General features: G+C 65.8%; 25 protein-coding genes and 1 pseudogene. 17 read left to right on the forward strand and 9 right to left on the reverse strand.

The genetic code is table 11. The features are described from left to right. Positions 1-7: 7 nt before the first annotated feature. On the forward strand, positions 8-283 hold the full coding sequence (locus CKJ82_RS07685; protein ID WP_095537665.1) for an exodeoxyribonuclease VII small subunit: 276 nt from the start codon (positions 8-10) through the stop codon (positions 281-283). On the opposite strand, the gene CKJ82_RS07690 is transcribed toward CKJ82_RS07685, so the two are convergent. Next, on the reverse strand, positions 280-855 hold the full coding sequence (locus CKJ82_RS07690) for a DUF4245 domain-containing protein (protein ID WP_095276816.1): 576 nt from the start codon (positions 853-855) through the stop codon (positions 280-282). The genes CKJ82_RS07685 and CKJ82_RS07690 overlap by 4 nt on opposite strands. A gap of 231 nt (positions 856-1,086) precedes the next feature. Between CKJ82_RS07690 and glpX the strand changes: the two genes are divergently transcribed. The 5 genes from glpX to CKJ82_RS07715 all read left to right on the forward strand — a co-directional run bounded on the left by glpX (position 1,087) and on the right by CKJ82_RS07715 (position 6,442). Next, positions 1,087-2,106 carry a class II fructose-bisphosphatase gene (glpX, locus tag CKJ82_RS07695; protein WP_095276818.1) on the forward strand — a complete coding sequence of 340 codons (1,020 nt, stop codon included), beginning with the start codon at positions 1,087-1,089 and terminating at the stop codon, positions 2,104-2,106. 122 nt (positions 2,107-2,228) lie between these two features. Further along, on the forward strand, positions 2,229-3,629 hold the full coding sequence (locus CKJ82_RS07700; RefSeq protein WP_095537666.1) for a class II fumarate hydratase: 1,401 nt from the start codon (positions 2,229-2,231) through the stop codon (positions 3,627-3,629). Positions 3,630-3,686: 57 nt separating this feature from the next. Further along, the gene (locus CKJ82_RS07705) at positions 3,687-4,202 is read left to right on the forward strand and encodes a hypothetical protein (RefSeq protein ID WP_095537667.1); all 516 of its coding nucleotides are present in this window, start codon (positions 3,687-3,689) and stop codon (positions 4,200-4,202) included. Between the two features lie 45 nt (positions 4,203-4,247). After that, positions 4,248-4,892 (forward strand): TetR/AcrR family transcriptional regulator, encoded by a 645-nt coding sequence (locus tag CKJ82_RS07710; protein WP_133064045.1) that lies wholly within the window; start codon positions 4,248-4,250, stop codon positions 4,890-4,892. Further along, complete coding sequence (locus CKJ82_RS07715; RefSeq protein WP_095276826.1) at positions 4,865-6,442, forward strand: MDR family MFS transporter; 1,578 nt, start codon at positions 4,865-4,867, stop codon at positions 6,440-6,442. The genes CKJ82_RS07710 and CKJ82_RS07715 overlap by 28 nt, the downstream gene beginning before the upstream one ends. A 74-nt stretch (positions 6,443-6,516) precedes the next feature. Here the strand turns inward: CKJ82_RS07715 and CKJ82_RS07720 are convergent, their stop codons facing one another. The 3 genes from CKJ82_RS07720 to CKJ82_RS07735 form a co-directional block, all read right to left on the reverse strand. Next, complete coding sequence (locus CKJ82_RS07720) at positions 6,517-7,047, reverse strand: GNAT family N-acetyltransferase (protein ID WP_095276829.1); 531 nt, start codon at positions 7,045-7,047, stop codon at positions 6,517-6,519. Between the two features lie 113 nt (positions 7,048-7,160). Beyond that, positions 7,161-7,775, reverse strand: coding sequence for an LGFP repeat-containing protein (locus CKJ82_RS11945; protein WP_203085471.1), 615 nt, complete (start codon positions 7,773-7,775; stop codon positions 7,161-7,163). A 164-nt stretch (positions 7,776-7,939) separates the two neighbouring features. After that, the gene (locus CKJ82_RS07735) at positions 7,940-8,605 is read right to left on the reverse strand and encodes a type 2 periplasmic-binding domain-containing protein (protein ID WP_095276833.1); all 666 of its coding nucleotides are present in this window, start codon (positions 8,603-8,605) and stop codon (positions 7,940-7,942) included. A 24-nt stretch (positions 8,606-8,629) separates the two neighbouring features. On the opposite strand from CKJ82_RS07735, the gene CKJ82_RS07740 reads away from it, so the two are divergent. After that, positions 8,630-8,980, forward strand: a complete 351-nt coding sequence (locus tag CKJ82_RS07740; RefSeq protein WP_095537670.1) for a DUF5997 family protein — start codon at positions 8,630-8,632, stop codon at positions 8,978-8,980. Positions 8,981-8,984: 4 nt separating this feature from the next. Here the strand turns inward: CKJ82_RS07740 and glyA are convergent, their stop codons facing one another. Then, entirely contained in the window at positions 8,985-10,277 is a 1,293-nt protein-coding gene (gene glyA, locus CKJ82_RS07745; protein WP_095537671.1) for a serine hydroxymethyltransferase, read from the reverse strand. A gap of 168 nt (positions 10,278-10,445) precedes the next feature. On the opposite strand from glyA, the gene coaA reads away from it, so the two are divergent. Further along, on the forward strand, positions 10,446-11,381 hold the full coding sequence (gene coaA / locus CKJ82_RS07750; protein ID WP_095276839.1) for a type I pantothenate kinase: 936 nt from the start codon (positions 10,446-10,448) through the stop codon (positions 11,379-11,381). A gap of 16 nt (positions 11,382-11,397) precedes the next feature. Here the strand turns inward: coaA and CKJ82_RS07755 are convergent, their stop codons facing one another. The 3 genes from CKJ82_RS07755 to mca are packed head-to-tail and all read right to left on the reverse strand — an operon-like array spanning position 11,398 to position 13,373. Continuing rightward, complete coding sequence (locus CKJ82_RS07755) at positions 11,398-12,186, reverse strand: isoprenyl transferase (RefSeq protein WP_198949228.1); 789 nt, start codon at positions 12,184-12,186, stop codon at positions 11,398-11,400. A 15-nt stretch (positions 12,187-12,201) separates the two neighbouring features. After that, on the reverse strand, positions 12,202-12,516 hold the full coding sequence (locus CKJ82_RS07760) for a hypothetical protein (protein ID WP_095535680.1): 315 nt from the start codon (positions 12,514-12,516) through the stop codon (positions 12,202-12,204). Beyond that, positions 12,513-13,373: a mycothiol conjugate amidase Mca gene (gene mca / locus CKJ82_RS07765; protein WP_095537673.1), complete on the reverse strand. Its 861-nt coding sequence runs from the start codon at positions 13,371-13,373 to the stop codon at positions 12,513-12,515. Before mca ends, CKJ82_RS07760 begins: the two co-directional genes overlap by 4 nt. Positions 13,374-13,506: 133 nt before the next feature. Here mca and CKJ82_RS07770 point away from each other — a divergent pair, with 133 nt between their 5' ends. The 3 genes from CKJ82_RS07770 to CKJ82_RS11820 all read left to right on the forward strand — a co-directional run bounded on the left by CKJ82_RS07770 (position 13,507) and on the right by CKJ82_RS11820 (position 15,221). Continuing rightward, the gene (locus tag CKJ82_RS07770; RefSeq protein ID WP_239214612.1) at positions 13,507-13,992 is read left to right on the forward strand and encodes a DUF4307 domain-containing protein; all 486 of its coding nucleotides are present in this window, start codon (positions 13,507-13,509) and stop codon (positions 13,990-13,992) included. A 126-nt stretch (positions 13,993-14,118) separates the two neighbouring features. After that, complete coding sequence (gene greA / locus CKJ82_RS07775) at positions 14,119-14,637, forward strand: transcription elongation factor GreA (protein WP_095276849.1); 519 nt, start codon at positions 14,119-14,121, stop codon at positions 14,635-14,637. Positions 14,638-14,705: 68 nt separating this feature from the next. Then, the gene (locus tag CKJ82_RS11820) at positions 14,706-15,221 is read left to right on the forward strand and encodes a hypothetical protein (protein WP_095537674.1); all 516 of its coding nucleotides are present in this window, start codon (positions 14,706-14,708) and stop codon (positions 15,219-15,221) included. Positions 15,222-15,312: 91 nt separating this feature from the next. Here the strand turns inward: CKJ82_RS11820 and CKJ82_RS07785 are convergent, their stop codons facing one another. After that, positions 15,313-16,125: a Bax inhibitor-1/YccA family protein gene (locus CKJ82_RS07785; protein ID WP_095537675.1), complete on the reverse strand. Its 813-nt coding sequence runs from the start codon at positions 16,123-16,125 to the stop codon at positions 15,313-15,315. A 116-nt stretch (positions 16,126-16,241) separates the two neighbouring features. Here CKJ82_RS07785 and CKJ82_RS07790 point away from each other — a divergent pair, with 116 nt between their 5' ends. From CKJ82_RS07790 to crtI, 6 genes and pseudogenes are all read left to right on the forward strand, one after another. Further along, positions 16,242-17,234 (forward strand): suppressor of fused domain protein, encoded by a 993-nt coding sequence (locus tag CKJ82_RS07790; protein WP_095537676.1) that lies wholly within the window; start codon positions 16,242-16,244, stop codon positions 17,232-17,234. Positions 17,235-17,254: 20 nt separating this feature from the next. Next, entirely contained in the window at positions 17,255-17,350 is a 96-nt protein-coding gene (locus CKJ82_RS12035; RefSeq protein ID WP_240510726.1) for a deoxyribodipyrimidine photo-lyase, read from the forward strand. Continuing rightward, positions 17,347-17,481, forward strand: a pseudogene (locus CKJ82_RS12040) (deoxyribodipyrimidine photo-lyase); the annotation flags it as partial. The gene CKJ82_RS12035 and the pseudogene CKJ82_RS12040, both read left to right, overlap by 4 nt. 142 nt (positions 17,482-17,623) lie before the next feature. After that, the gene (locus CKJ82_RS12045; protein ID WP_233125440.1) at positions 17,624-17,920 is read left to right on the forward strand and encodes an FAD-binding domain-containing protein; all 297 of its coding nucleotides are present in this window, start codon (positions 17,624-17,626) and stop codon (positions 17,918-17,920) included. A gap of 44 nt (positions 17,921-17,964) precedes the next feature. Then, on the forward strand, positions 17,965-18,723 hold the full coding sequence (locus CKJ82_RS07800) for an SDR family NAD(P)-dependent oxidoreductase (RefSeq protein ID WP_095537677.1): 759 nt from the start codon (positions 17,965-17,967) through the stop codon (positions 18,721-18,723). A 37-nt stretch (positions 18,724-18,760) separates the two neighbouring features. After that, on the forward strand, positions 18,761-20,317 hold the full coding sequence (gene crtI / locus CKJ82_RS07805; protein WP_095537678.1) for a phytoene desaturase family protein: 1,557 nt from the start codon (positions 18,761-18,763) through the stop codon (positions 20,315-20,317). Positions 20,318-20,340: the final 23 nt, after the last annotated feature.

Consider the following 20,340-nt stretch of genomic DNA (forward strand, 5'->3'; position numbering starts at 1 on the left):
AGACACTATGGCAGACAACACTTTCGGCGCGGGCGAGGCCGGCGAGAACGCGTTCCCGGACCCGCAGGACCTCAGCTACGAGCAGGCCCGCGACGAGCTCATTGAGACGGTGAAAATTCTCGAGCTCGGCCAGATGAGCCTCGACGAGTCACTCAAGTACTGGGAGCGCGGCGAGGCGCTTGCCAAGCGGTGCGAGGTGCTTCTCGACGGAGCGTCGCAGCGCGTCGAAGCCGCCATCCAATCCCGCTCCGAGGACGGCGACGACGGCGACACGTCCAACTAACTCTGCGCCGGCAGCGGTGCCGCGGTGAGCGCCGCCTCAATCAGCGCGCGGAACTCCTCCTCGGTGCCGGCGCCGGTCACGAGGAACCGCGACTGCCCGGCGTCGACGGCCCACAGGTCGCGCACGTCGTCGGACGCAGAGGTGTACACCTGCGCTTCCGTGCCGCCCACGTCAACGGAGCGCTGCAGCTCGCGCGGTTTCTGGTCGGCCCCCCGCACCGCCTTGTCCAGCGGGGCGCCCGTCTGCGTCAGCTGGAGGTAGCCCCCGTCGGCCGTGACCCAGCCGACGGTCGGCGCGGGCGCCTGTTCGATCATCGCGCGGCGGGCGGAGTTGGTCACCCAGCCCGCCGGCGCCTCGGGGTAGACCACCGGGAAATTCACGGAGCGGGCCTCCATGTCCAGGAACGTACGCGCGTCGACCTCCTGTACCGGCCCCTGCTCCGGCTTGCCGGGGTTGAACGTGCACAGACCGGTCGCGCCGACCGCCACGAGCATGATCACCACGATCAGCACCATGTTGAGCGCGATGTTTCGTCCGTCCTGAAAGATGCGGGTGCTGCTGTTACTTGCCACGTAGGCCAGTATGGCACGCGGCGTGGTCCACCCCCGAATTTGTCAGCCGCCGCGGCCGCACCGACGCGCGGGCCACGCATCCGCCCTGCTGGGGTGCGTCGTCCCCCGAATTGGTGGGATTCCGCGCCGAAACCGGGCGCAAAAGTGCGACAATAAGACGGTGCGGTGTGGTGTCGGTTCACCCCCGTTGATGTTCGATGCATGTTTTTACGCCCAGGAGGCCACATTTCGATGTCTGAATCGAAGTCCACAGAGTACTTCCCCGACCGCAACCTCGCGATGGAGCTCGTCCGCGTCACGGAGGCCGCAGCGCTGGCCTCGGGGCGCTGGGTTGGCCGCGGGAAGAAGAACGAGGGCGACGGCGCGGCCGTCGACGCGATGCGCAAGATGATCAACTCCGTGAGCATGGACGGCGTCATCGTCATCGGCGAGGGCGAGAAGGACGAGGCCCCCATGCTCTTCAACGGCGAGCAGGTGGGCAACGGCGAGGGCGCCCGCGTCGACCTGGCGGTGGACCCGGTCGACGGGACCCGTCTCATGGCGGAGGGCCGCCCGAACGCTATTTCCGTCATCGCCGCTGCGGATCGCGGGGCAATGTACAACCCGAAGGACGCGTTCTACATGAACAAGATTGCGGTCGGCCCGGAGGCCGCCGGCCACATCGACATCACCGCGTCTGTCGCCGACAACGTTCAGGCCGTCGCGAAGGCAAAGGGCGTGCGCCCGAACGAGGTCACCGTGGTCGTGCTGGACCGACCGCGCCACAAGCAGCTTGTCGACGAAATCCGCGCCGCCGGCGCCAAAGTCCGCTTCATCATGGACGGCGACGTCGCAGGTGCGATCGCCGCCGCGCAAGACACCAACTCCATCGACATGGCCATGGGCGTCGGCGGCACCCCGGAGGGCGTCATCACCGCGTGCGCGCTGAAGTGCCTCGGCGGCGACATCCAGGGCATGCTGGCTCCGCAGTCCGAGGAGGAGCGCGAGAAGGTGCTCGCCGCGGGCCACGACCTCGACCACGTTCTGACCATCGACGAGCTGGTCACCTCCGATAACTGCTACTTCGCCGCCACCGGCGTGACCAACGGCGACATGCTGCGCGGCGTGTCCTACCGCAAGAACGGCGCCACCACCCGCTCCCTGGTGATGCGCTCCAAGTCCGGCACGGTCCGCTACGTGGAGTCCCTGCACAAGCTGGCCAAGCTGCAGCAGTACTCCGTCGTCGACTACTCGGACCCCACCCACGAGTAGCGCCCCTCCCCCACATCGGGCGGTCGCGAACTGGGACGACCGCGCCCGGCGGGAAAAAGGGGCATAATCGTGAGCTCAAGAATATTGTGACCAACCACGCAAGTAAGTAAAGGACGTTAGTTATGGCAGAACAGCAGTACCGCATCGAGCATGACACTATGGGCGAGGTCAAGGTGCCTGTCGACGCCCTCTGGCGCGCCCAGACCCAGCGCGCCGTAGAGAACTTCCCCATCTCCGGCCGCGGCCTGGAAGACCAGCAGATCCGCGCTCTCGGCCTGCTCAAGGCTGCCTGCGCGCAGGTGAACAAGGACCTGGGCAAGCTGGACGCCGAGAAGGCGGACGCAATCATTGCCGCCGCGAAGGAGATCGCTGACGGCAAGCACAACGACCAGTTCCCCATCGACGTGTTCCAGACCGGCTCCGGCACCTCGTCCAACATGAATACCAACGAGGTCATCGCCTCCATCGCGAAGGCGAACGGCGTTGAGGTCCACCCGAACGACGACGTCAACATGGGCCAGTCCTCCAACGACACCTTCCCCACCGCGACCCACGTGGCGGCGACGGAAGCCGCGGTCCAGGACCTGATTCCGGGCCTCGAGGTCCTGCAGAAGTCCCTGGCCGCAAAGGCTGACGAGTGGCACGAGGTCGTCAAGTCCGGCCGCACCCACCTCATGGACGCCACCCCGGTGACCCTGGGCCAGGAGTTCTCCGGCTACGCCCGCCAGATCGAGCTGGGCATCCAGCGCGTCCAGGGCACTGTCGAGCGCCTCGGCGAGCTGGCCATCGGCGGCACGGCCGTCGGCACCGGCATCAACACGCCGGCCGAGTTCGGCGGCAAGGTCACCGAGGAGCTGAAGAAGCTCACCGGTGTTGACGCCCTGTCCGAGGCGGCCAACCACTTCGAGGCCCAGGCGAACCGCGATGCGCTCGTCGAGTTCTCCGGTGCGATGCGCTCCGTGGCCGTATCTTTCTACAAGATCGCTAATGACATCCGTCTGATGGGCTCCGGCCCGCTCGCCGGCTTCGGCGAGATCCACCTCCCGGACCTGCAGCCGGGCTCCTCCATCATGCCGGGCAAGGTCAACCCGGTGCTGTGCGAGACCGCCACCCAGGTCTCCGCCCAGGTCATCGGCAACGACGCCGCGATCGCCTTCGGCGGCACCCAGGGCCAGTTTGAGCTCAACGTCTTCATCCCGATGATGGCGCGCAACGTCCTCGAGTCCTCGCGCCTGCTGGCCAACACGGCCCGCCAGTTCGCCACCAAGCTTGTCGACGGCATCGAGCCCGACGTCGAGCGCATGCGCGGCCTGGCCGAGTCCTCCCCGTCCATCGTGACCCCGCTGAACTCGGCGATTGGTTACGAGAACGCGGCGAAGGTTGCCAAGCACGCGATCAAGGAGGGCATCACCATCCGCCAGGCCGTGATCGACCTCGGCTTCGTCGATGGCGAGAAGCTCACCGAAGAGGAGCTGGACAAGCGCCTCGACGTGCTCTCGATGGCCAACACCGATCGCAACTAATCGGCCCCGCCGGTTAGGATAAGTCCCCAGTATCACTACCGAGCTGGGGACTTTTACATGCCTGATTCCTTTTCCGAGCTGCGCCACGCGGGCGGCTCCAACAAGCCGTGGGTCGCCGGCGGCGTCTTCGCGCTCGCGCTCGCCCTCATCGGCGTCGCGCTCGCCGCCGCGTACTGGTCAAGCAACCCGCACAGCAATTCCCTCCCGGCCACGGTTACCGTCACCGCGCAGCCGTCCGCGCCCGGCCCGGACCTCGCCCCGGCGGGCACCTACTCCGGCACCTTCGTCCGCCTCGCGGAGACCACCGATGGTGCGAATACGCTATCGTGGCCGGTCGTCGCCTCGTTCGGCGGCGGCACGGCGACCGTCACCTACCCAAACAGCGGGTGCAGTGCGCTTATCGACGCCACGCTCCACCATCACCCACTCACCGACAAGTGCGAGACCGCGAACGGCGCCGACGCGCGCTGGGAGGTTGCCGTGCCCGACAACGGGCTCGTCGAGCTCACCTACCTTGAGGACGACCAGCGGATCGCCGGCGGCACCCTCTCAATCGGGTTTGACCGGGCATAAACAGACGATTTGCCAAACTTTGCACTGAGTGTAAGATTGCACTCCGTGCAAAATTCACAGTCTTCCGCAAACGCGTGGGAGGTGAAGCGACAGCGCACCAGGCGGCGCATCTTTGAAGCGGCTATGGACCTGGTCGAGGCACACGGAATCGACAACACGACCGTCGAGGACATCTGCCAAGCCGCCGACATCTCCCGGCGCACCTTTTTCAACTACATGGACTCCAAGGACCACGCAATCCTTGGAGCATTCCCCTTCGATCTCACCGAAGACGGACTCGAGGCCATCGCGTCAACGCCCTCGGACAACCTTGTCGCGCTCATCATCGAGTCGCTCGAGGAGCACCCCGAGGCCGCAGACCAAGAGCACCTCGCCCGTCGGCGCAAGCTACTCCACCAGCACGTGGAGCTTGAGAGCGCCGCGATGGTTCGCAAAAGGGAGGCGATGAAGGCATTGTGGCGTGCCGTCGATAAGCACTTTGCACAACATCCGCAAGACCGAAAGCTCGACGGACCGGTCGAGGAAGAAATTCACGCAGTTGTGGAGATCTTCTTCTTCGCCGTCTCCCGCTATCTCCACCTTCCGGAACGACCGGAAGGCACCCTGAAAGCCAACCTGCTGCGCGCAGGCGCCATGTTTACTGAGTTTACAAAGGAACTGAAATGGAACAATCCGGTAACTCCGGCGTAACAACCGGGAGCACCGTCGTTGAAGGCGGTGCAAAGCAACACATTGGACTGATTTTCACGGCCCTCCTGCTCACCATGCTGATGAGCTCCATGGGCCAGATGATCTTCTCCACCGCCCTGCCGACCATCGTCGGCGAACTCGGCGGCGTTGACCACATGAGCTGGGTCATCTCCGCGTTCCTCATCACCATGACCATCGCGATGCCGATCAACGGCAAGTTTGGCGACGGCCTGGGACGCAAGTGGTTTTACGTCGGCTCGATCGGCCTCTTCGTCATCGGCTCCGCCCTGGGCGGCTTCGCGCACACCATGACGCTGCTTATCATCGGCCGCGCCGTGCAGGGCCTTGGTGCCGGCGGCATGATGGTGAACTCGCAATCCATCATCGCCGAGGTCGTCCCCGCCCGCGAACGCGGCAAGTACATGGGCGTTATGGGCGCCATGTTCGGCGTCGCCTCCGTGCTCGGCCCTGTCCTGGGCGGCTGGTTCACCGACGGCCCGGGCTGGCGCTGGGGCCTGTGGATGAACATCCCGCTCGGCATTCTGGCCATGCTGGTTTCTGCCTCCGTCCTTCGCCTGCGCAAGGGTTCCGAGGGCCCGCTTAACGCCGACTGGCTCGGCATGGTGCTGATGATTATCGGCACCACCAGCCTGATCCTCACCACCACATGGGGCGGTACCCAGTACGAGTGGGGCAGCACGACCATCCTGACCACGATCGCTATCGCCGTGGTTGCCATCGTCGCATTCGTCTTCGTTGAGCTGCGTGCGAAGAACCCGATGATCCCGATGGGCCTGTTCAAGAACCGGAACATGGCGCTCACCACCGCCGCCGGCACGGTGCTCGGGATGGCAATGGTCGGCGCACTCGCCTACCTGCCCACCTACCTGCAGATGGTGCACGAGATGACCCCGACGAACGCGGGTCTCATGATGATTCCGATGGTGCTGGGCATGCTGGGCACCGGCATGACCGTCGGCTTTGTCATCTCTCGCACCGGCCGCTACAAGATGTACCCGCTGGTGGGTATGGCCATCACCGCCGTCGGCATGTTCCTCTTCTCCCGCCTCACCGTCGAGACCTCGCTGGTCATGCTGGGCATCTACATGTTCATCTTCGGCTTCGGCCTCGGCCTGGTCATGCAGGTGCTGGTCCTGATCGTGCAGAACTCCTTCCCGGTTGCCATGGTCGGCACCGCGACGGCGACGAACAACTTTTTCCGCCAGCTCGGTTCCTCCATCGGCGCCTCCCTGGTTGGCTCGCTGTTCATCCACAACATGCGCACCCACATGGAGGAGCGCATGCCTGAGGCGATGGCACAGCTGCCGCCCGAGCAGGCGCAGGCGATCGGCCAGCAGTTCAGCGGCGGCAGCAGCAACCTCACGCCGCACCAGGTGGCGCAGCTGCCCGACGCGATCCGCGAGGTCGTGCTGACCAGCTACAACGACGGCCTCACCCCGGTCTTCCTGATGATCGTGCCGCTCGCCGTCATCGCCTTCCTCCTGCTCATCCCGATCACTGAGGATCCGCTGAAGGAAACTGTGGACTAGGAAGAGCCACTGACCAACACAAAGGAGCCACCCTGGCACTCGCCAGGGTGGCTCCTTTTCTGCGTTCTTCGGACCTACTTTTCGTCGGGCTTTGGCAGCAGCAGCTCGTATATGTCGGAGTCGCGCCACTCGCCGGCGCGCTCGCCGTACGTCATCTTCGCCATGTGGTGGAAGGTGCCGATCTTTTCAAACCCGCGGGAGATGTGCAGGCCCGCGGAGCCGGTGTTCTCCGGGAAGATCCACGAGTGAATCGACCACTTGTCCAGCGCAACGCAGGTCTCGATCAGCTTGTCCAGCAGCGCGCCGGACACGCCCATGCCGCGCGAATCGGGGTGCGTGTAGATCGAATCCTCAACCACGCCATGGAACACGCTTCGCGACGACGCCTTCGCCGCGGCAACCCAACCGAGCACCTTGTCGTCGTCAAGCGCATCAACGGCGACGAAAACGGTCTCGATGATCTTACCGCGGGAGAACGCCTCCCACGTCTGCCCCTTCGTCTCGTAGGTGGCGTTTCCAGTGCTCAAGCCCATCTCATAGATCTCACGGACCTGCGGGTAGTCCTCAGGGCGGATCGGACGAATATTAAAACCGTTTTTGGCCATGCGCACTATTGTCATGGCCTTCGAAGTAGCGCGCAAACCGCGCACGAAAAACGCCCCACCACCAGGGTTTTCCTGGTAATGGGGCGCGAGCTATAGCGTAACGCTACGCCAGACTAGTGCTGGTTGATGATCGGGCCGAACTCGCCGTTGTCGCCGCGGGTCCACTCGATGGTGCCGTGCTCGAACTCCTGGATCCAGCCAGACTCGGACGGCAGCGGGGTCTCCGCCTCGAGCGGGAAGCCGAGGGTCTCGGCGTGGTTGCCGTTGATCCACTCGTTCGCAATCTCGCCCCAGATCGGCGCGCCGCCGGTGTTCTCGTTCCAGGTGACGTAGTGCTCGCCGTCGTAGGAGACGATCCAGCCGTTCGCGGTCTCCTCGATGGAAGCCGGCTCGCCCCATGCCGGGTCGGCGTACTTATCGATGGCCGCCGCCAGATCGTTCGGGACCATCGCGGTCTCGCCGTCCGCGGTAGCGATTTCGGTGGTGTCACCCTCAGCGCCGGCAGCAGCGCCCGCGCCTGCAGCGCCCTCGGCACCCTCAGCGCCGTCTTCGCCCTCAGCGCCGTCCTCGGCGCCAGCGGTCTCGGTGGCGGTAGCGGTCTCGGTCGCGGTCTCCTCGACCACGGTGGTGCCGTTCTCGCTGTCGCCCTCGTCGGAGGAGCAAGCGACCAGGCCGGTGGCCAGGGTCAGCGCAGCTGCGGAAGCGACGATCTTGCGGGAGATGCTCATAAACAAAACCTTTCGTTGTGTCGTTTACGTGACGTGACCATTATGCAAGCTATACATTCCCACGCCGTTTTACCCCACCCGAACGGGGGTAAAATCTCCCGCTCCCCTTGCAGAATCCTGCACTATCCCCATGGATAGCAAACAAAAAGTGTGCACATCCCGCACTAGTTCCGTCCGCGCCGCCTTCCCCGTCCACGCGGCTGGATCGCTTTCCCCTTCTTCCGCTTCTTGTGGCTCTTGTGGCTCTTCTGGGCCGCGTTGGCGCGCGAGGACCGCACCGAGCGCCCCTTGGTGATCCCCACGAAGTCCTGGATCGCGTCGCAGTCGTCGTCCTTGCGCCACACCAGCGCGATCGGCGTCGGCGCGACCGATGGTCCCGCCACCTCGAGCGGCACGACCTGCTTCTTCGACAGGTGCTTGAGCAACGGCAGCGGTCCGTACGCCACTCCGACGTTCGCAGCGACGACCTGCAGCGCTTCGCGCAGCGCGTCCACGTCGGGCCGGTGCGAAAACGGCAGGTTCACGTACTCGTCGGCGAGGTCCGATTCCGCGACCTGCTCCCCCACCTCCGCGTACACGGAGTCCTTGGGCACGGCGACCCCGGGGGCTTCCTCGTAGAGGCGGACCATGTGGAAGTCTTCGCTCGCGGCGTCGAGGCGCGGGTCCGGGAGGCGGAGCAAGGCGACGGTGGGTGGGGAAGAGGGGGCGTCGATAAGCACTGCCCAGGGGTCGGCGGCATCGATGGCCTCGACGGAGTCCCCCGTGGCCTCCTGATAGCGCCGGATCCATTTGCTGGGCGCGGAACCTGTGACGAAGACGAGGGAGAGCATGCCCAGAATGCTACCGTGTGCAGCATGAGCAATGAGACGCCGTCCAGCACGGCTATGAAGCCGGAAACCGCCGCGAAGAAGCTCGGTGTGTATCTGCCCGCCACCCCGCAGGAGTTTCAGGACGGGTCGGTTACCCATGCTGAGCTGCGAGAGCTCCAGCAGAATCCACCCGAGTGGCTGCAGGAGCTGCGCCACAACGGGCCGCACCCCCGCCCCGAGGTCGCCCGCAAGCTGGGCATTTCCATCACCGCGCTGAAAAAGCACGAGATGGACCGCCCGCTGACCACCAAGGAAATCAGCGAGCTGCTGGCAGACCAGCCGGAGTGGCTGCGCGAGGCCCGCGCGGCGCACGCCGAGCAGCGCAGCGACAACTAGCGCCTTAGAGCATCTTCCAGTCTTCGAGGCCCGGGTAGAGCGGGTACTTCTCCGCCAGTGCGTCGACGCGCGCGTGCAGGGCCTCGGTGTCGGCAGCCTCGCCCTTGATCAGGGCCTCCGCAATAATCTCTGCGACCTCGGTGAAGTCCTCCTTGCCAAAGCCGCGGGTGGCCAGCGCGGAGGTGCCGATGCGCAGGCCGGAGGTGACCTTCGGCGGGCGCGGGTCGAACGGCACGGCGTTGCGGTTCACGGTGATGCCCGCGCTGTGCAGCAGGTCCTCCGCCTGCTGGCCGTCCATCTTGGAGTTGCGCAGGTCCACGAGGACCAGGTGCACGTCGGTGCCGCCGGAGACAACGTCCACGCCGGTCTCCTTCGCATCCGGTTGGGTGAGGCGGTCGGCGAGGATGCGCGCGCCCTCGATGGTGCGCTCCTGACGGTCCTTGAACTCCGGCATGCCGGCGATCTTGAACGCGGTCGCCTTGGCCGCCACCACATGCATCAGCGGTCCGCCCTGCTGGCCGGGGAAGACCGCGGAGTTGAGCTTCTTGTTCAGGTCCTCGTCGTTGGTGAGGATGAAGCCGGAGCGCGGGCCGCCGATGGTCTTGTGCACCGTGGAGGACACGACGTGGGCGTGCGGCACCGGCGACGGGTGCAGCCCGGCGGCAACCAGGCCCGCAAAGTGCGCCATGTCGACCCACAGGTACGCGCCGACTTCGTCCGCGATGGAGCGGAACTCGGCGAAATCCTCGTGGCGTGGGTAGGCGGACCAACCGGCGATGATCACCTTCGGCTTGACCTCGCGCGCCTGCTCGCGCAGCTTCGCCATGTCGATGGTGTGGGTGTCCTGCTCCACCTCGTAGGCCGCGACGTTGTAAAGACGGCCGGAGAAGTTGATCTTCATGCCGTGGGTGAGGTGGCCGCCGTGCGCCAGGCTGAGTCCCAGGATCGTATCGCCCGGCTCCGCCAGCGCCATGAGGACGGCGGCGTTAGCCTGCGCGCCGGAGTGCGGCTGCACGTTGGCAAACTTCGCGCCGAAGACCTGCTTTGCGCGCTCCTGGGCCAGTTCCTCCACCACGTCGACGTGCTCGCAGCCGCCGTAGTAGCGCTTGCCCGGGTAGCCCTCGGCGTACTTGTTGGTCAGCACAGAGCCCTGTGCCTGCAGGACGGCGCGCGGCACGAAGTTCTCGGACGCGATCATCTCCAGGGTGTTGCGCTGCCGGCTCAGCTCGTTGACGATGGCCTCGTGTACTTCGGGGTCGAAGGTGGCGAGGTCCTGGTAACGGAAGTCTTCAGACACGTGCTCCGGGTCCTTTCAATGGTTCAAGATTCGATGGCAAAATCCCCGCAACGCGGTGACTTCCTAGCAGTATAAACGTCACCCCACGCCCACGGGGGCAACTTTCGGTCCTCTTCAATCCCTGCCCTGAGCGCGAGCATTGCTCCAGCGAGTGGAACAATGGACCCCATGGCTCAAGGTGTACGGGGAGCGGACTCAAGCCCCTATCTGGACTTCCACCGCCAGGATTGGCGCGAGCGCCGCGCGGCGATGCCGCAGGTGCTCACCGCCGAGGAGGCGGAGAAGCTCAGCGGTATCGGCGAAAACCTTGACTTGCAGGAGGTCGAGGACATCTACCTCCCCTTGTCGCGCCTCATCCACCTCCAGGTCCGCGCCCGCCAGAAGCTCACCAACGCCACCGAGACCTTCATTGGTGGCGACCCCGGCCACGTCCCGTTCATCATCGGCCTGGCCGGTTCGGTGGCCGTGGGCAAGTCGACCACTGCGCGCGTGCTCCAACTCCTGCTGCAGCGCTGGGAGTCGCATCCCCGCGTGGACCTGATCACCACGGACGGGTTCCTCTACCCCACCGAGGTGCTCCAGGAGCGCAACCTCATGTCGCGCAAGGGCTTCCCGGAATCCTACGATCGCCGCAACCTCATGCGCTTCGTCACCGAGGTCAAGTCCGGCCAGCCCGTGGTCAAGGCGCCCATCTACTCGCACACGGCGTACAACATCCTGCCCGGTGAGTACATCGAGGTCCGCCAGCCCGACATCCTCATCCTCGAGGGCCTCAACGTCCTCCAGACCGGCCCCACGCTCATGGTCTCGGATCTGTTCGACTTCTCAATCTACGTGGATGCCTCGGTCGAGCACATCGAGCACTGGTACATCTCGCGCTTTCTCAAGCTGCGCCACACCGCGTTCCGCGAGCCGGGCGCCCACTTCGCCGACTACGCCCAGCTTGATGATGCCCAGGCGACCCACCGCGCCCGCGAAATCTGGCAGACCATCAACCTGCCGAACCTGGTGGAAAACATCTTGCCCACGCGCCCCCGCGCCTCGCTCGTGCTGCGCAAGGGCTTCGACCACACGGTGCAGCGCGTGCGCATGCGCAAGCTGTAGCGCTTGTCAGCGCCCCCTACTTCCCGAACCGACGCGACCGTTGGGAGTACTCGCGCAGCGCGCGCAGGAAGTCAATCTTGCGGAACGCGGGCCAGTAGGTATCCGTAAACCAGATTTCGGAGTAGGCGGCCTGCCAGAGCAGGAACCCGGACAGCCGCTGCTCGCCCGAGGTGCGGATGACCAGGTCGGGGTCCGGTTGACCCGAGGTATAGAGGTGCTCCCCGATCGAGTCCACCGTGACCGCCTCAGCCAGCGCGTCCGTCGTGGCGCCGCGGGCGGCTTCGTCCCGGATGAGGGAACGCACCGCGTCCACGATTTCCTGGCGCCCGCCGTAGCCGACGGCGATGTTGACGGTCAGCCCCGCCTTCCCCGTGGTTGACTCCGCGGAGCGCTGCATGCGCTCCACCACGTCCGGCGGCAGCAGGTCAAGGTGGCCGACGAGGCGCACGCGGCACGAATAGTGTTCCGTCGCGAGGTCCTCGATCACGTCAGAGATGATGTCAAAGAGCAGCTCCACCTCTTCGGAGGTGCGCTGGAGGTTCTCCGTGGAGAGCAGGTAGAGCGTGACCACGTCAACGTCCATTTCCGCGGACCAGCGCACCAGCTCGCCGATCTTCGCGCCGCCCGCCCGGTGCCCCTGGGAGATGTCGGTCAGCCCGGCCTCGCGCGCCCACCGACGGTTCCCGTCCGCCATCACAGCGATATGCTTGGGCCGCTTCTTGCCGCGCAGCTCGCGCTTCAAGCGCAGCTCGTACAGCGGGTACAGCACCTTCTCCAGCAACGTCACAGTCCTCACTCTACTCATGTGGCGCGCTCGCGCTTAGAAAATACGCTTCTTCCCGAGGTCCAGCACGCCGGCCTCGCGCATCGCGGCGTCCAGCGCCTCCTGGTCGAACGGGTCAATCCCGTGCGCCTCGGCAAACTGCTGGCGGCGCCGGAACCGCGAGTAGCGGCGGTGGAAGGCAAACCCGAGCGAGAGGATCACCACGGCCAGCACCACCAGGATGAGCAGGCCGATTGGCGATGCCTTGCCAAAGTCCGGCCCCACCGGGGTCTCCGCGGGCGCCTGCGCGAGCACGTAGCTCGACGCGTTCACCGCGGACGCGGTCAACGATGCTGTGAACCCAATGCTCATTTCGCGGCCTCCTCTTCGATGCCGGCGAACAGGTCGTCCTCCGGCAAGTGCGTTTTCACCCTGGTCTGCGCGAGCTCGAACTCCTCGGTGGGCCAGGCGTCTCGCTGGTCCTGCACCGAGCTGGCCAAAAACGCGCCGGCCGGGTCAATCTGGGTGGCGTGCGCGGTGAGCGCCGCCTCGCGCTGCGCGAAGTACTCGCCGCACTCCACCTGCGTGGTCACGCGGCTCATCACGTCGGCCTGGTTCTGCTCCCAGCGCGCAATCATCAGCTCGTACGGGCTCGGCTTGCCCTGCGCGTAGAGTCGCTCCTGCAGCAGACGCATCCGCTGCAGGATAAACCCGTGGCTGTAATACAGCTTCAGCGGCGTCCACGGCTCACCCGCCTCGGGCGCAAACTCCGGATCGCCCGCTTTTTCCCAGGCCAGCATTGATACGGTGTGCACCATGATGTGGTCCGGGTGCGGGTAGCCACCGTTTTCGTCGTAGGTGATAATGATGTGCGGCCGGAATGCGCGTATCGACGCCACCAGCTTGGCCGCCACCGCCACCGGATCCTGCACGGCGAACGAACCCTCTGGCAACGGGGGCAGCGGGTCCCCTTCCGGCAGCCCAGAGTCCTGGTAGCCCATCCACTCGTGCTCGACGCCGAGTGCTTCAACCGCGCGGGCCATCTCCTGCTCGCGGACCTGGATGAGGTTGTCCATCACCCCCGGGCGATCCATGGCTGGGTTCAAAATGTCGCCCCGGCGGCCGTCAGTGCAGGTGACCACCTTGACGCGATTGCCTTCTGCCGCGTATTTCGCCATCGTCGCCGCGCCCTTAGACGATTCGTCGTCCGGGTGTGCGTGGATTGCCATCAGCCGCAAACCAGTCACGAGAACTCCAACTTTTGTAGGGGGCAGTGCTTCAACTCCGGCCCATCTTAGTACCATCAAGTGCGAAGCAATCGTTCGCTCCCGCGCCGCTAACCCAGAAGGAGAGGTCGCCGCCGTGTCCACTACCTCGAATGCACCCGCAGCACCAGGCAACGGCGGTACTTCGCGGACGCGGTACGGAGGGGGCACGGGGGCGTCGGCAAGCAAGCTGCCCGGGCGCATCATGGCGATCGCTGCGGTGCTGCTGGTGGGTTTTGCCATTTTTGCCGTGGCGCGCGTGATGAGCGAGCGGTCCGCGCAGCCGGTCAGCGCAGATTTCATTTCACAGGAGAAGGTCGATGACTCGACCTCGCGGCTGTGGATCGACGTGACCCGCGAAGATACTGACGTGCCGTCCTATTGCATCGTCACCGCGGTGGACTACCACCACGCGGAGATCGGCCGCCGTGAGGTGGTTATCCCCGCGGGGGGCGAGGAAATGGAACGACTCGCCGTTGACATGCCGGTGCGCGGCGATCTCGCGTCGGGGCGCGTCTACGGGTGCTCAGAGAAGATTCCGGACTATATGGATGCGGAAAGCGCCTACTACGCGGCCCGGTAGCCTGCGGGCGGTGTGTTAAGATCCGCCTGTATATTTGTACGAGTATGACCACGTAATCCGTCGGACTGGGCCCGGCCTGGGAAACAGGCGGGCTCGTTTTTGACGTATGAGGGAAGGGTTTTCCGCATGGCTGAGACGCAAAAGCAGTACATCACCCCGGAAATGAAGGACAAGCTCGAGGCAGAGCTGCAGCAGCTGATTGATAACCGCCCGGTGATCGCTGCTGAGATCAACGAGCGCCGCGAGGAGGGCGACCTCAAGGAGAACGCGGGCTACGACGCGGCTCGTGAGCAGCAGGACCAGGAAGAGGCCCGCATCAAGCAGATCTCCGAACTGCTGGCCAACTCCACCACCGAGCGCACCGGCGTCATCGAGGGCGTCGCGCACGTCGGTTCCGTCGTGCACGTGTACTACAACGGCGACGAGAACGATAAGGAGACCTTCCTCATCGGTACCCGCGCTGCCTCCACCGATAACAAGGATCTGGAGACCTACTCCGAGAATTCCCCGCTTGGCGCAGCCGTCGTCGGCGCCTCCGAGGGCGATACGCGGAAGTACACCGCGCCGAACGGCCGCGAGATTTCGGTGACGATTCTCTCCGCGGAGCCGTATGATTCTGTTAAGGCTTCCACGCCGCGCGACTAGTACCACTAGCACGCAGCCTCATCCCCGCTTTATTGCACGCTCTTAGAACTAACTGAAGGATCAAACCTGTGATTTCCGTTTCCCGTAAGGCCGCGGCCGGCATGCTCGCCGTGGCAGCAGTTTCCCTCTCCGCCTGCCACCCGCCGCACCAGGTTGACTCCGCCGAGAAGGTCGACACGGCGAAGAGCCAGGACCCGGATTCGCTGGCTTCCTACGGCGCGACCCCGTCCGGCACCGCAGCTGCATCCGGCACCGCTACCGCGTCTGGCACCGCATCCGCGCAGCCGACCACTATCACGGCCTCTGACGGCACCCCCACCATCGCCAACTGCGGCGCCGTCGAGCTGGAGCGCCCGACCGAGCTGGTGCTGGATTGCACCGACCAGGGCAACCTGCTGCGCGACATCGTCTGGGATTCCTGGGAGGCCGACGCCGCTACCGGCACCGGCACCCGCGTGGCCCCGGGCCAGGAGCCGGAGAACATCGCCGTCTCCCTGTCCGAACCGGAGATTGTCAACGGCGTACTGGCCTACACCACGATCACCGTGGACGGCGCCCAGGTGTACCCGGAGCGCGACATGTAAGTTCGCCCTCCCTCAGGGCACGCGAAACGCGCCCGGCCCGCAACCTTGATTCCTTGCAAGGTGCGGGCCGGGCGCGTTTGGTATTCAGTGATTAATCATCATTGAAGATGGACAGGAAGCGCAGGATCTCGGTGTAGAGCCAGATGAGCGTCACTGCCAGGCCGAGGGCGACGCCCCATGCCTCCTTTGCCGGCGCACCGGAGCGCACAAGCTTATCGGCCGTGTCGAAGTCCGTCAGGAAGGACAGCGCGGCGGCCACGATGCAGGCAAGGCTGAAAATGATAGCCATCAGGCCGTCGCCGCGCAGCGGGTTGATACCGGTGAACATGGCGAGCAGGAAGTTACCCAGCGCCAGGATGGCGATGCCGAAGATGATGCCGGTCAGCGCGCGGTTGAAGCGCGGGGTCACGCGGATGGCGCCGGTGCGGTAGACAAACAGCATGCCGATGAACACGCCGATCGTGCCCAGGATTGCCTGGAAGATAAGCGATCCGGCTGCCCCGCCGACGAGGAAGGAGAAGCCGCCGACGAACAGGCCTTCAAACGCCGCGTAGAGCAGCGTGACGGTCGGCGAGCCGAAGTTCCTGGAAAACGCGTGGACCAGCACCGTGATAAAGGCGGCGATACCGCCAACGAGCGTCAGCCCCATGCCGACGGCCGGGTTCACGCCCATGCACAGGGCGAAATTCACCGCGGCAAACGCGACGATCACTGCGAGGGTGATGCCGGTCTTCGACACAATGTCATCGACCGTCATCGGGCGCTGCGAGTCCTGCGAGACCTGCGGGGCCTGCCCAGGTTCAGTCTGGACGCCACCGTAGGGGGTGTGCTCGTTGTTTCCGTATCCGTAGCCCTGCTGCTGGGCCTGGGGCAAGTTCTTCAGTACCGGATTGCTACTTCGCATCTGGTTTCCATTCCTTTCCTTGTCCATCGTCCGTGTCACCTTATGTAACGCCCCACCTTCCCAGATAGTTCCCATCCGCGTATGAAGCTCGCGGCACACGGGCCTAAAGTGTGAGTATGCATCTGCCCGAATGGGGCGCGCCGGTGCTGTTTACGCGCGCCCACCAGCAACGGTTTCGCCCCGCAGCGGTGGGCGACGCCGTGCACGAGCGTCTGCTCGAGCTCACGGGGGATGCGCACCCGTTTGCTGCGCAGTACGGGGACGTGGAAATCCTGGCCTTCCGGATCAGCCACCCGGTGGACCACTACCTGTTCAGCACGTTCGGTCTGGCGCCGGTGCGCTCCTCGCTCCCGCTCGCCGGCACGCACACCGAGCTGACGCTCCGGGTTCCCGCAGCCGGCGCGCCGCTTCCCCCGGGTTGGCCCGCGGCGGTGCTGGGCCGGTTGGTCCGCCACATCCGGAGGACTGGCCGCCCCATCGAGCCCGGCCACTACTTCGACTTCCACGCGCCGGTCGCAGATGGCGCGCGGCTTTCCGCGTTCAGCTTCGTCGCGGACCCGCTGCTTGGCGTCGTCGATTCGCGCCTGGCCATGGTCCGCTTCACCTACGCCGTGGGATTGAACGCGCGCGACCTCGAGGACGCGCTGGCGTGGGACCCGCTGAAGTTCACGGGCGTACTCGGAGACACGTTCCCCCTCGGGCTGAGCGATCCGGCGCGCGCGGACGTAGCCACGCACCGCGCCGCCCGCCGCATTGTCACCGCGGCCACCGCCCGCGAGGGATCGACCGTGGGCGCCGTCGAGTCGCGCTTGCTCGGCGTCGAGGGCACCGGGCGTATCGACGTCTCCGTCGACGGCGCCCGCGCGATCCTACGCGCCATGCGCCACCGCCTCCCCTTCGGCAGGCCTTTCGCCCTGGTGGCAGGTCACAACTGGCTGCTGTTCGACCCCGACCTCCCAGGAGCCATCGCCGCAGAGGAGGACGGTCTGCGCGTGCCCACCTCCCCGGACGTGCGCAACGAGATCCTGGCCAAACTGGACGCGGCACCAGGGACGTACCGGTTCGTCACCGCCCCACTCGAGTTGCACGTCGTGGATACGCAGCGCTAACCCGCACGAGCATCGGTGCAATGAGCCACGACACCAACGCCCCCACCACCCTCGTGTGGTTCCGCGACGACCTGCGCCTGCACGACAATGCGGCACTTGCTTCGGCGCCGCGTTGACGTGGAACCGCCGCTACCACCGCACCGACATCGACGCGCAGGTCAAGGAGGCCACCGGCGCGGTCTCGCACCCCGGCTTCCTGCTCACCGAGCCCTGGGAGGTCCGCACTGGTTCCGGCACGCCCTACCGCGTATTCACGCCCTTTTCCAAGAAGGCACAGGGCATGCTTCTCGACGCCCCTCCGTCCCCCACACCCGCCCCTGCCGTTGAGGGATTGGAGGGGGTCGAGTGGGCGTCGACAAGCGTGGACGAGCCCGAGTGGAGCGCAACGCTTGCGGCGCACTGCACCCCCGGCGACCGTATGGCACGCGGTCGCGCACCCAGAGATGGACCCCGATGCGCAACACCTCGAGCAGCTCGCCCGCTGGCAGCGCGGGGAGACGGGCGTGCCGTACTTCCGTATCTTCAATCCGCTCACGCAGCAGCAGAAGTTCGACCCTGACGGCGCGTACGTCAGCCGCTGGGTACCCGAGGTGAGTACCCCCGCCTATCCTGGGCCGATGGTGGATGTACAGGCATCCCGCAAGGTGGCGTTAGCGGCCTACGACGACATCGCGGCGCATCATTAGTCTGGTGCGAAGATCCCATCCACCTCCACCGAAAGGACATCCCTATGGGCATCTTTGACAACCGCGTCGCGCTGGTCACCGGCGCAGCATCCGGCATCGGCAAGGCCGTTGCCGCCGACCTCGCCGCCAACGGCGCGAAGGTCGTCGTCGCCGACATCAACGAGGACGCCGCCCGTGCAGTCGCCCAGGACATCGAGGCGGCCGGCGGCACCGCAGCCGCGCTCAAGCAGGACGCCGCGAGCGCGCAAGAGAACGAAGCAGCAGTGAAGTTCGCTGTGGAGACGTTCGGCGCGCTCCACCTCGCGGTGAACAACGCCGGTATCGGTGACCAAGTCCCGCTCGCGGAGAAGAAACTCGAGGACTGGGACCGAATCATCAACCTCAACCTCAACGGCGTCGCCTACGGCTGCCACTACCAGCTCAATCAGATGCTTACGCAGCAGGATGGAATCCCGTGCGCGATTGTCAACATGTCCTCCATCCACGGCTCCGTCGCCCGTCAAGGCGGGATCGCGGCGTACGCCGCCGCGAAGCACGGCGTGATCGGGCTGACCAAGTCCATCGCCGCGGACTACGCCGCCAAGGGCATCCGCTGCAACGCCGTCGGCCCCGGCTACATCGACACCCCGCTGCTCAACCGCCTGTCTGAGGAGATGCGCCAGCAGCTCGTTGCCCGCCACCCGCAGGCTCGCCTCGGTCGCGCGGAGGAGGTCGCAGCCATGGTCCGCTTCCTGCTCAGCGACGAAGCCTCCTTTGTCAACGGCTCCTACCACCTCGTCGACGGCGGATACACTGCTATCTAGGCCTTCTAGCCCCCTCGAAAAGAAAGGTGTACTTCCCGTGTCCACTTCAGCCTCGTCACCAACCGCAGCCGTGATCGGCGCCGGGTTCGCCGGCCTCGCCACCGCCGCGCTCCTGGCCCGCGAGGGATACGAGGTGACCGTCTTCGAGCGCTTGGACGCAGTCGGCGGGCGGGCCGGGGAGGAAACCTTCGACGGGTTCCGCTTCGACATGGGGCCGTCCTGGTACCTCATGCCGGACGCGTTTGACCACTTCTTCGCGCTCTTTGGCTACCGCACGGAGGAGCTGCTCGACCTCGTTCCGCTGGACCCCGCGTACCGCCTGTTCCCCGAGTGCCAGGCGCCACTCGACGTCCCCGCGGACCCCGCGCGCGCTGCGGCGCTTTTTGAGTCCATTGAGGCCGGCGCGGGCGCGAAACTCACCGAATACCTCGACTCCGCCGAGCGCACCTACGACCTGGCGTTGCGCCACTTCCTCTACACCACATTCTCCTCCCCCGCCGCGTTCCTCGCGCCGGAGGTGCGCGCCGGCTACGCCGACCTGGCCAGGTTCCTCACCACCCCGCTCGACCGCTTCGTGGCGCGCCGCTTCAGCGATGTCCGCCTGCGCCAGATGCTCACCTATCCGGCGGTGTTCCTGTCGTCGCACCCGTCGAAGACCCCGTCGCTCTACCACCTGATGAGCCACACCGACCTCACCCAGGGCGTGCGCTACCCGCTGGGCGGATTCGCCGCCGTCGTCGACGCCATCTACCGCATCGCCCGCGAGCAGGGCGTCCGCTTCCGCCTCGGCACGGAGGTCACCGCCATCACGCACTCCGGCGGCCGCGCCACGGGCGTGCGCGTTGGCACGGAGCAATTGCTTTTCGACGCCACCGTCTCCGCCGCCGACCTCCACCACACCGAAACACGCCTGCTCCCGGCGGACAAGAGGACCTACGACGAGCCCTACTTTGCCAAGCGCAACCCCGGGGTCAGCGCCGTCCTGCTCACCCTGGGGGTGCGCGGAGCACTGCCTCAGCTGGCGCACCACAACCTGCTGTTCAGCCGCGAGTGGGGCACGGATTTTGACGCGGTGTTCGACGGCCCCGTCAACGCGCGTCCCCTGGGCGCCTCGCGCTCAATCTACGTATCCAAGCCGTCGGCCACGGACCTCGGCACGGCGCCCGAGGGGTACGAGAACCTCTTCGTTCTCGTCCCGGTGCCCGCCCAGACGGATGTTGGGGGCGGAGATGCGTACGGAGGCGGGGCGTCGACAAGCGTCGAAGCGATCGCCGACGCTGCCCTGACGCAGATCGCGGAGTGGTGCGGCATCCCGGACCTGCGCGAGCGGATCGTCGTGCATAAGACGGTCGGGCCCGCAGACTTCGCGGACCGCTACCGCGCGTGGTCCGGAGGCGCGATCGGCCCGGCGCACACGCTGCGGCAGTCGGCGTTTCTGCGCGGGCGCAACGCGTCTCGCACACTGGACGACCTCTACTATGCGGGCGCGACGACGGTGCCGGGGGTAGGCGTGCCGATGTGCCTCATTTCTGCCGAGAACGTGGTGAAACGGCTCCGCGGCGATAAAAGTTCTGGGCCTTTACCTACCGCCTGACGGCGTCGATCACGTATGGTCGG

The organism is Corynebacterium gottingense (assembly GCF_002285125.1).
In the GTDB taxonomy this organism is placed as follows: domain Bacteria; phylum Actinomycetota; class Actinomycetes; order Mycobacteriales; family Mycobacteriaceae; genus Corynebacterium; species Corynebacterium gottingense.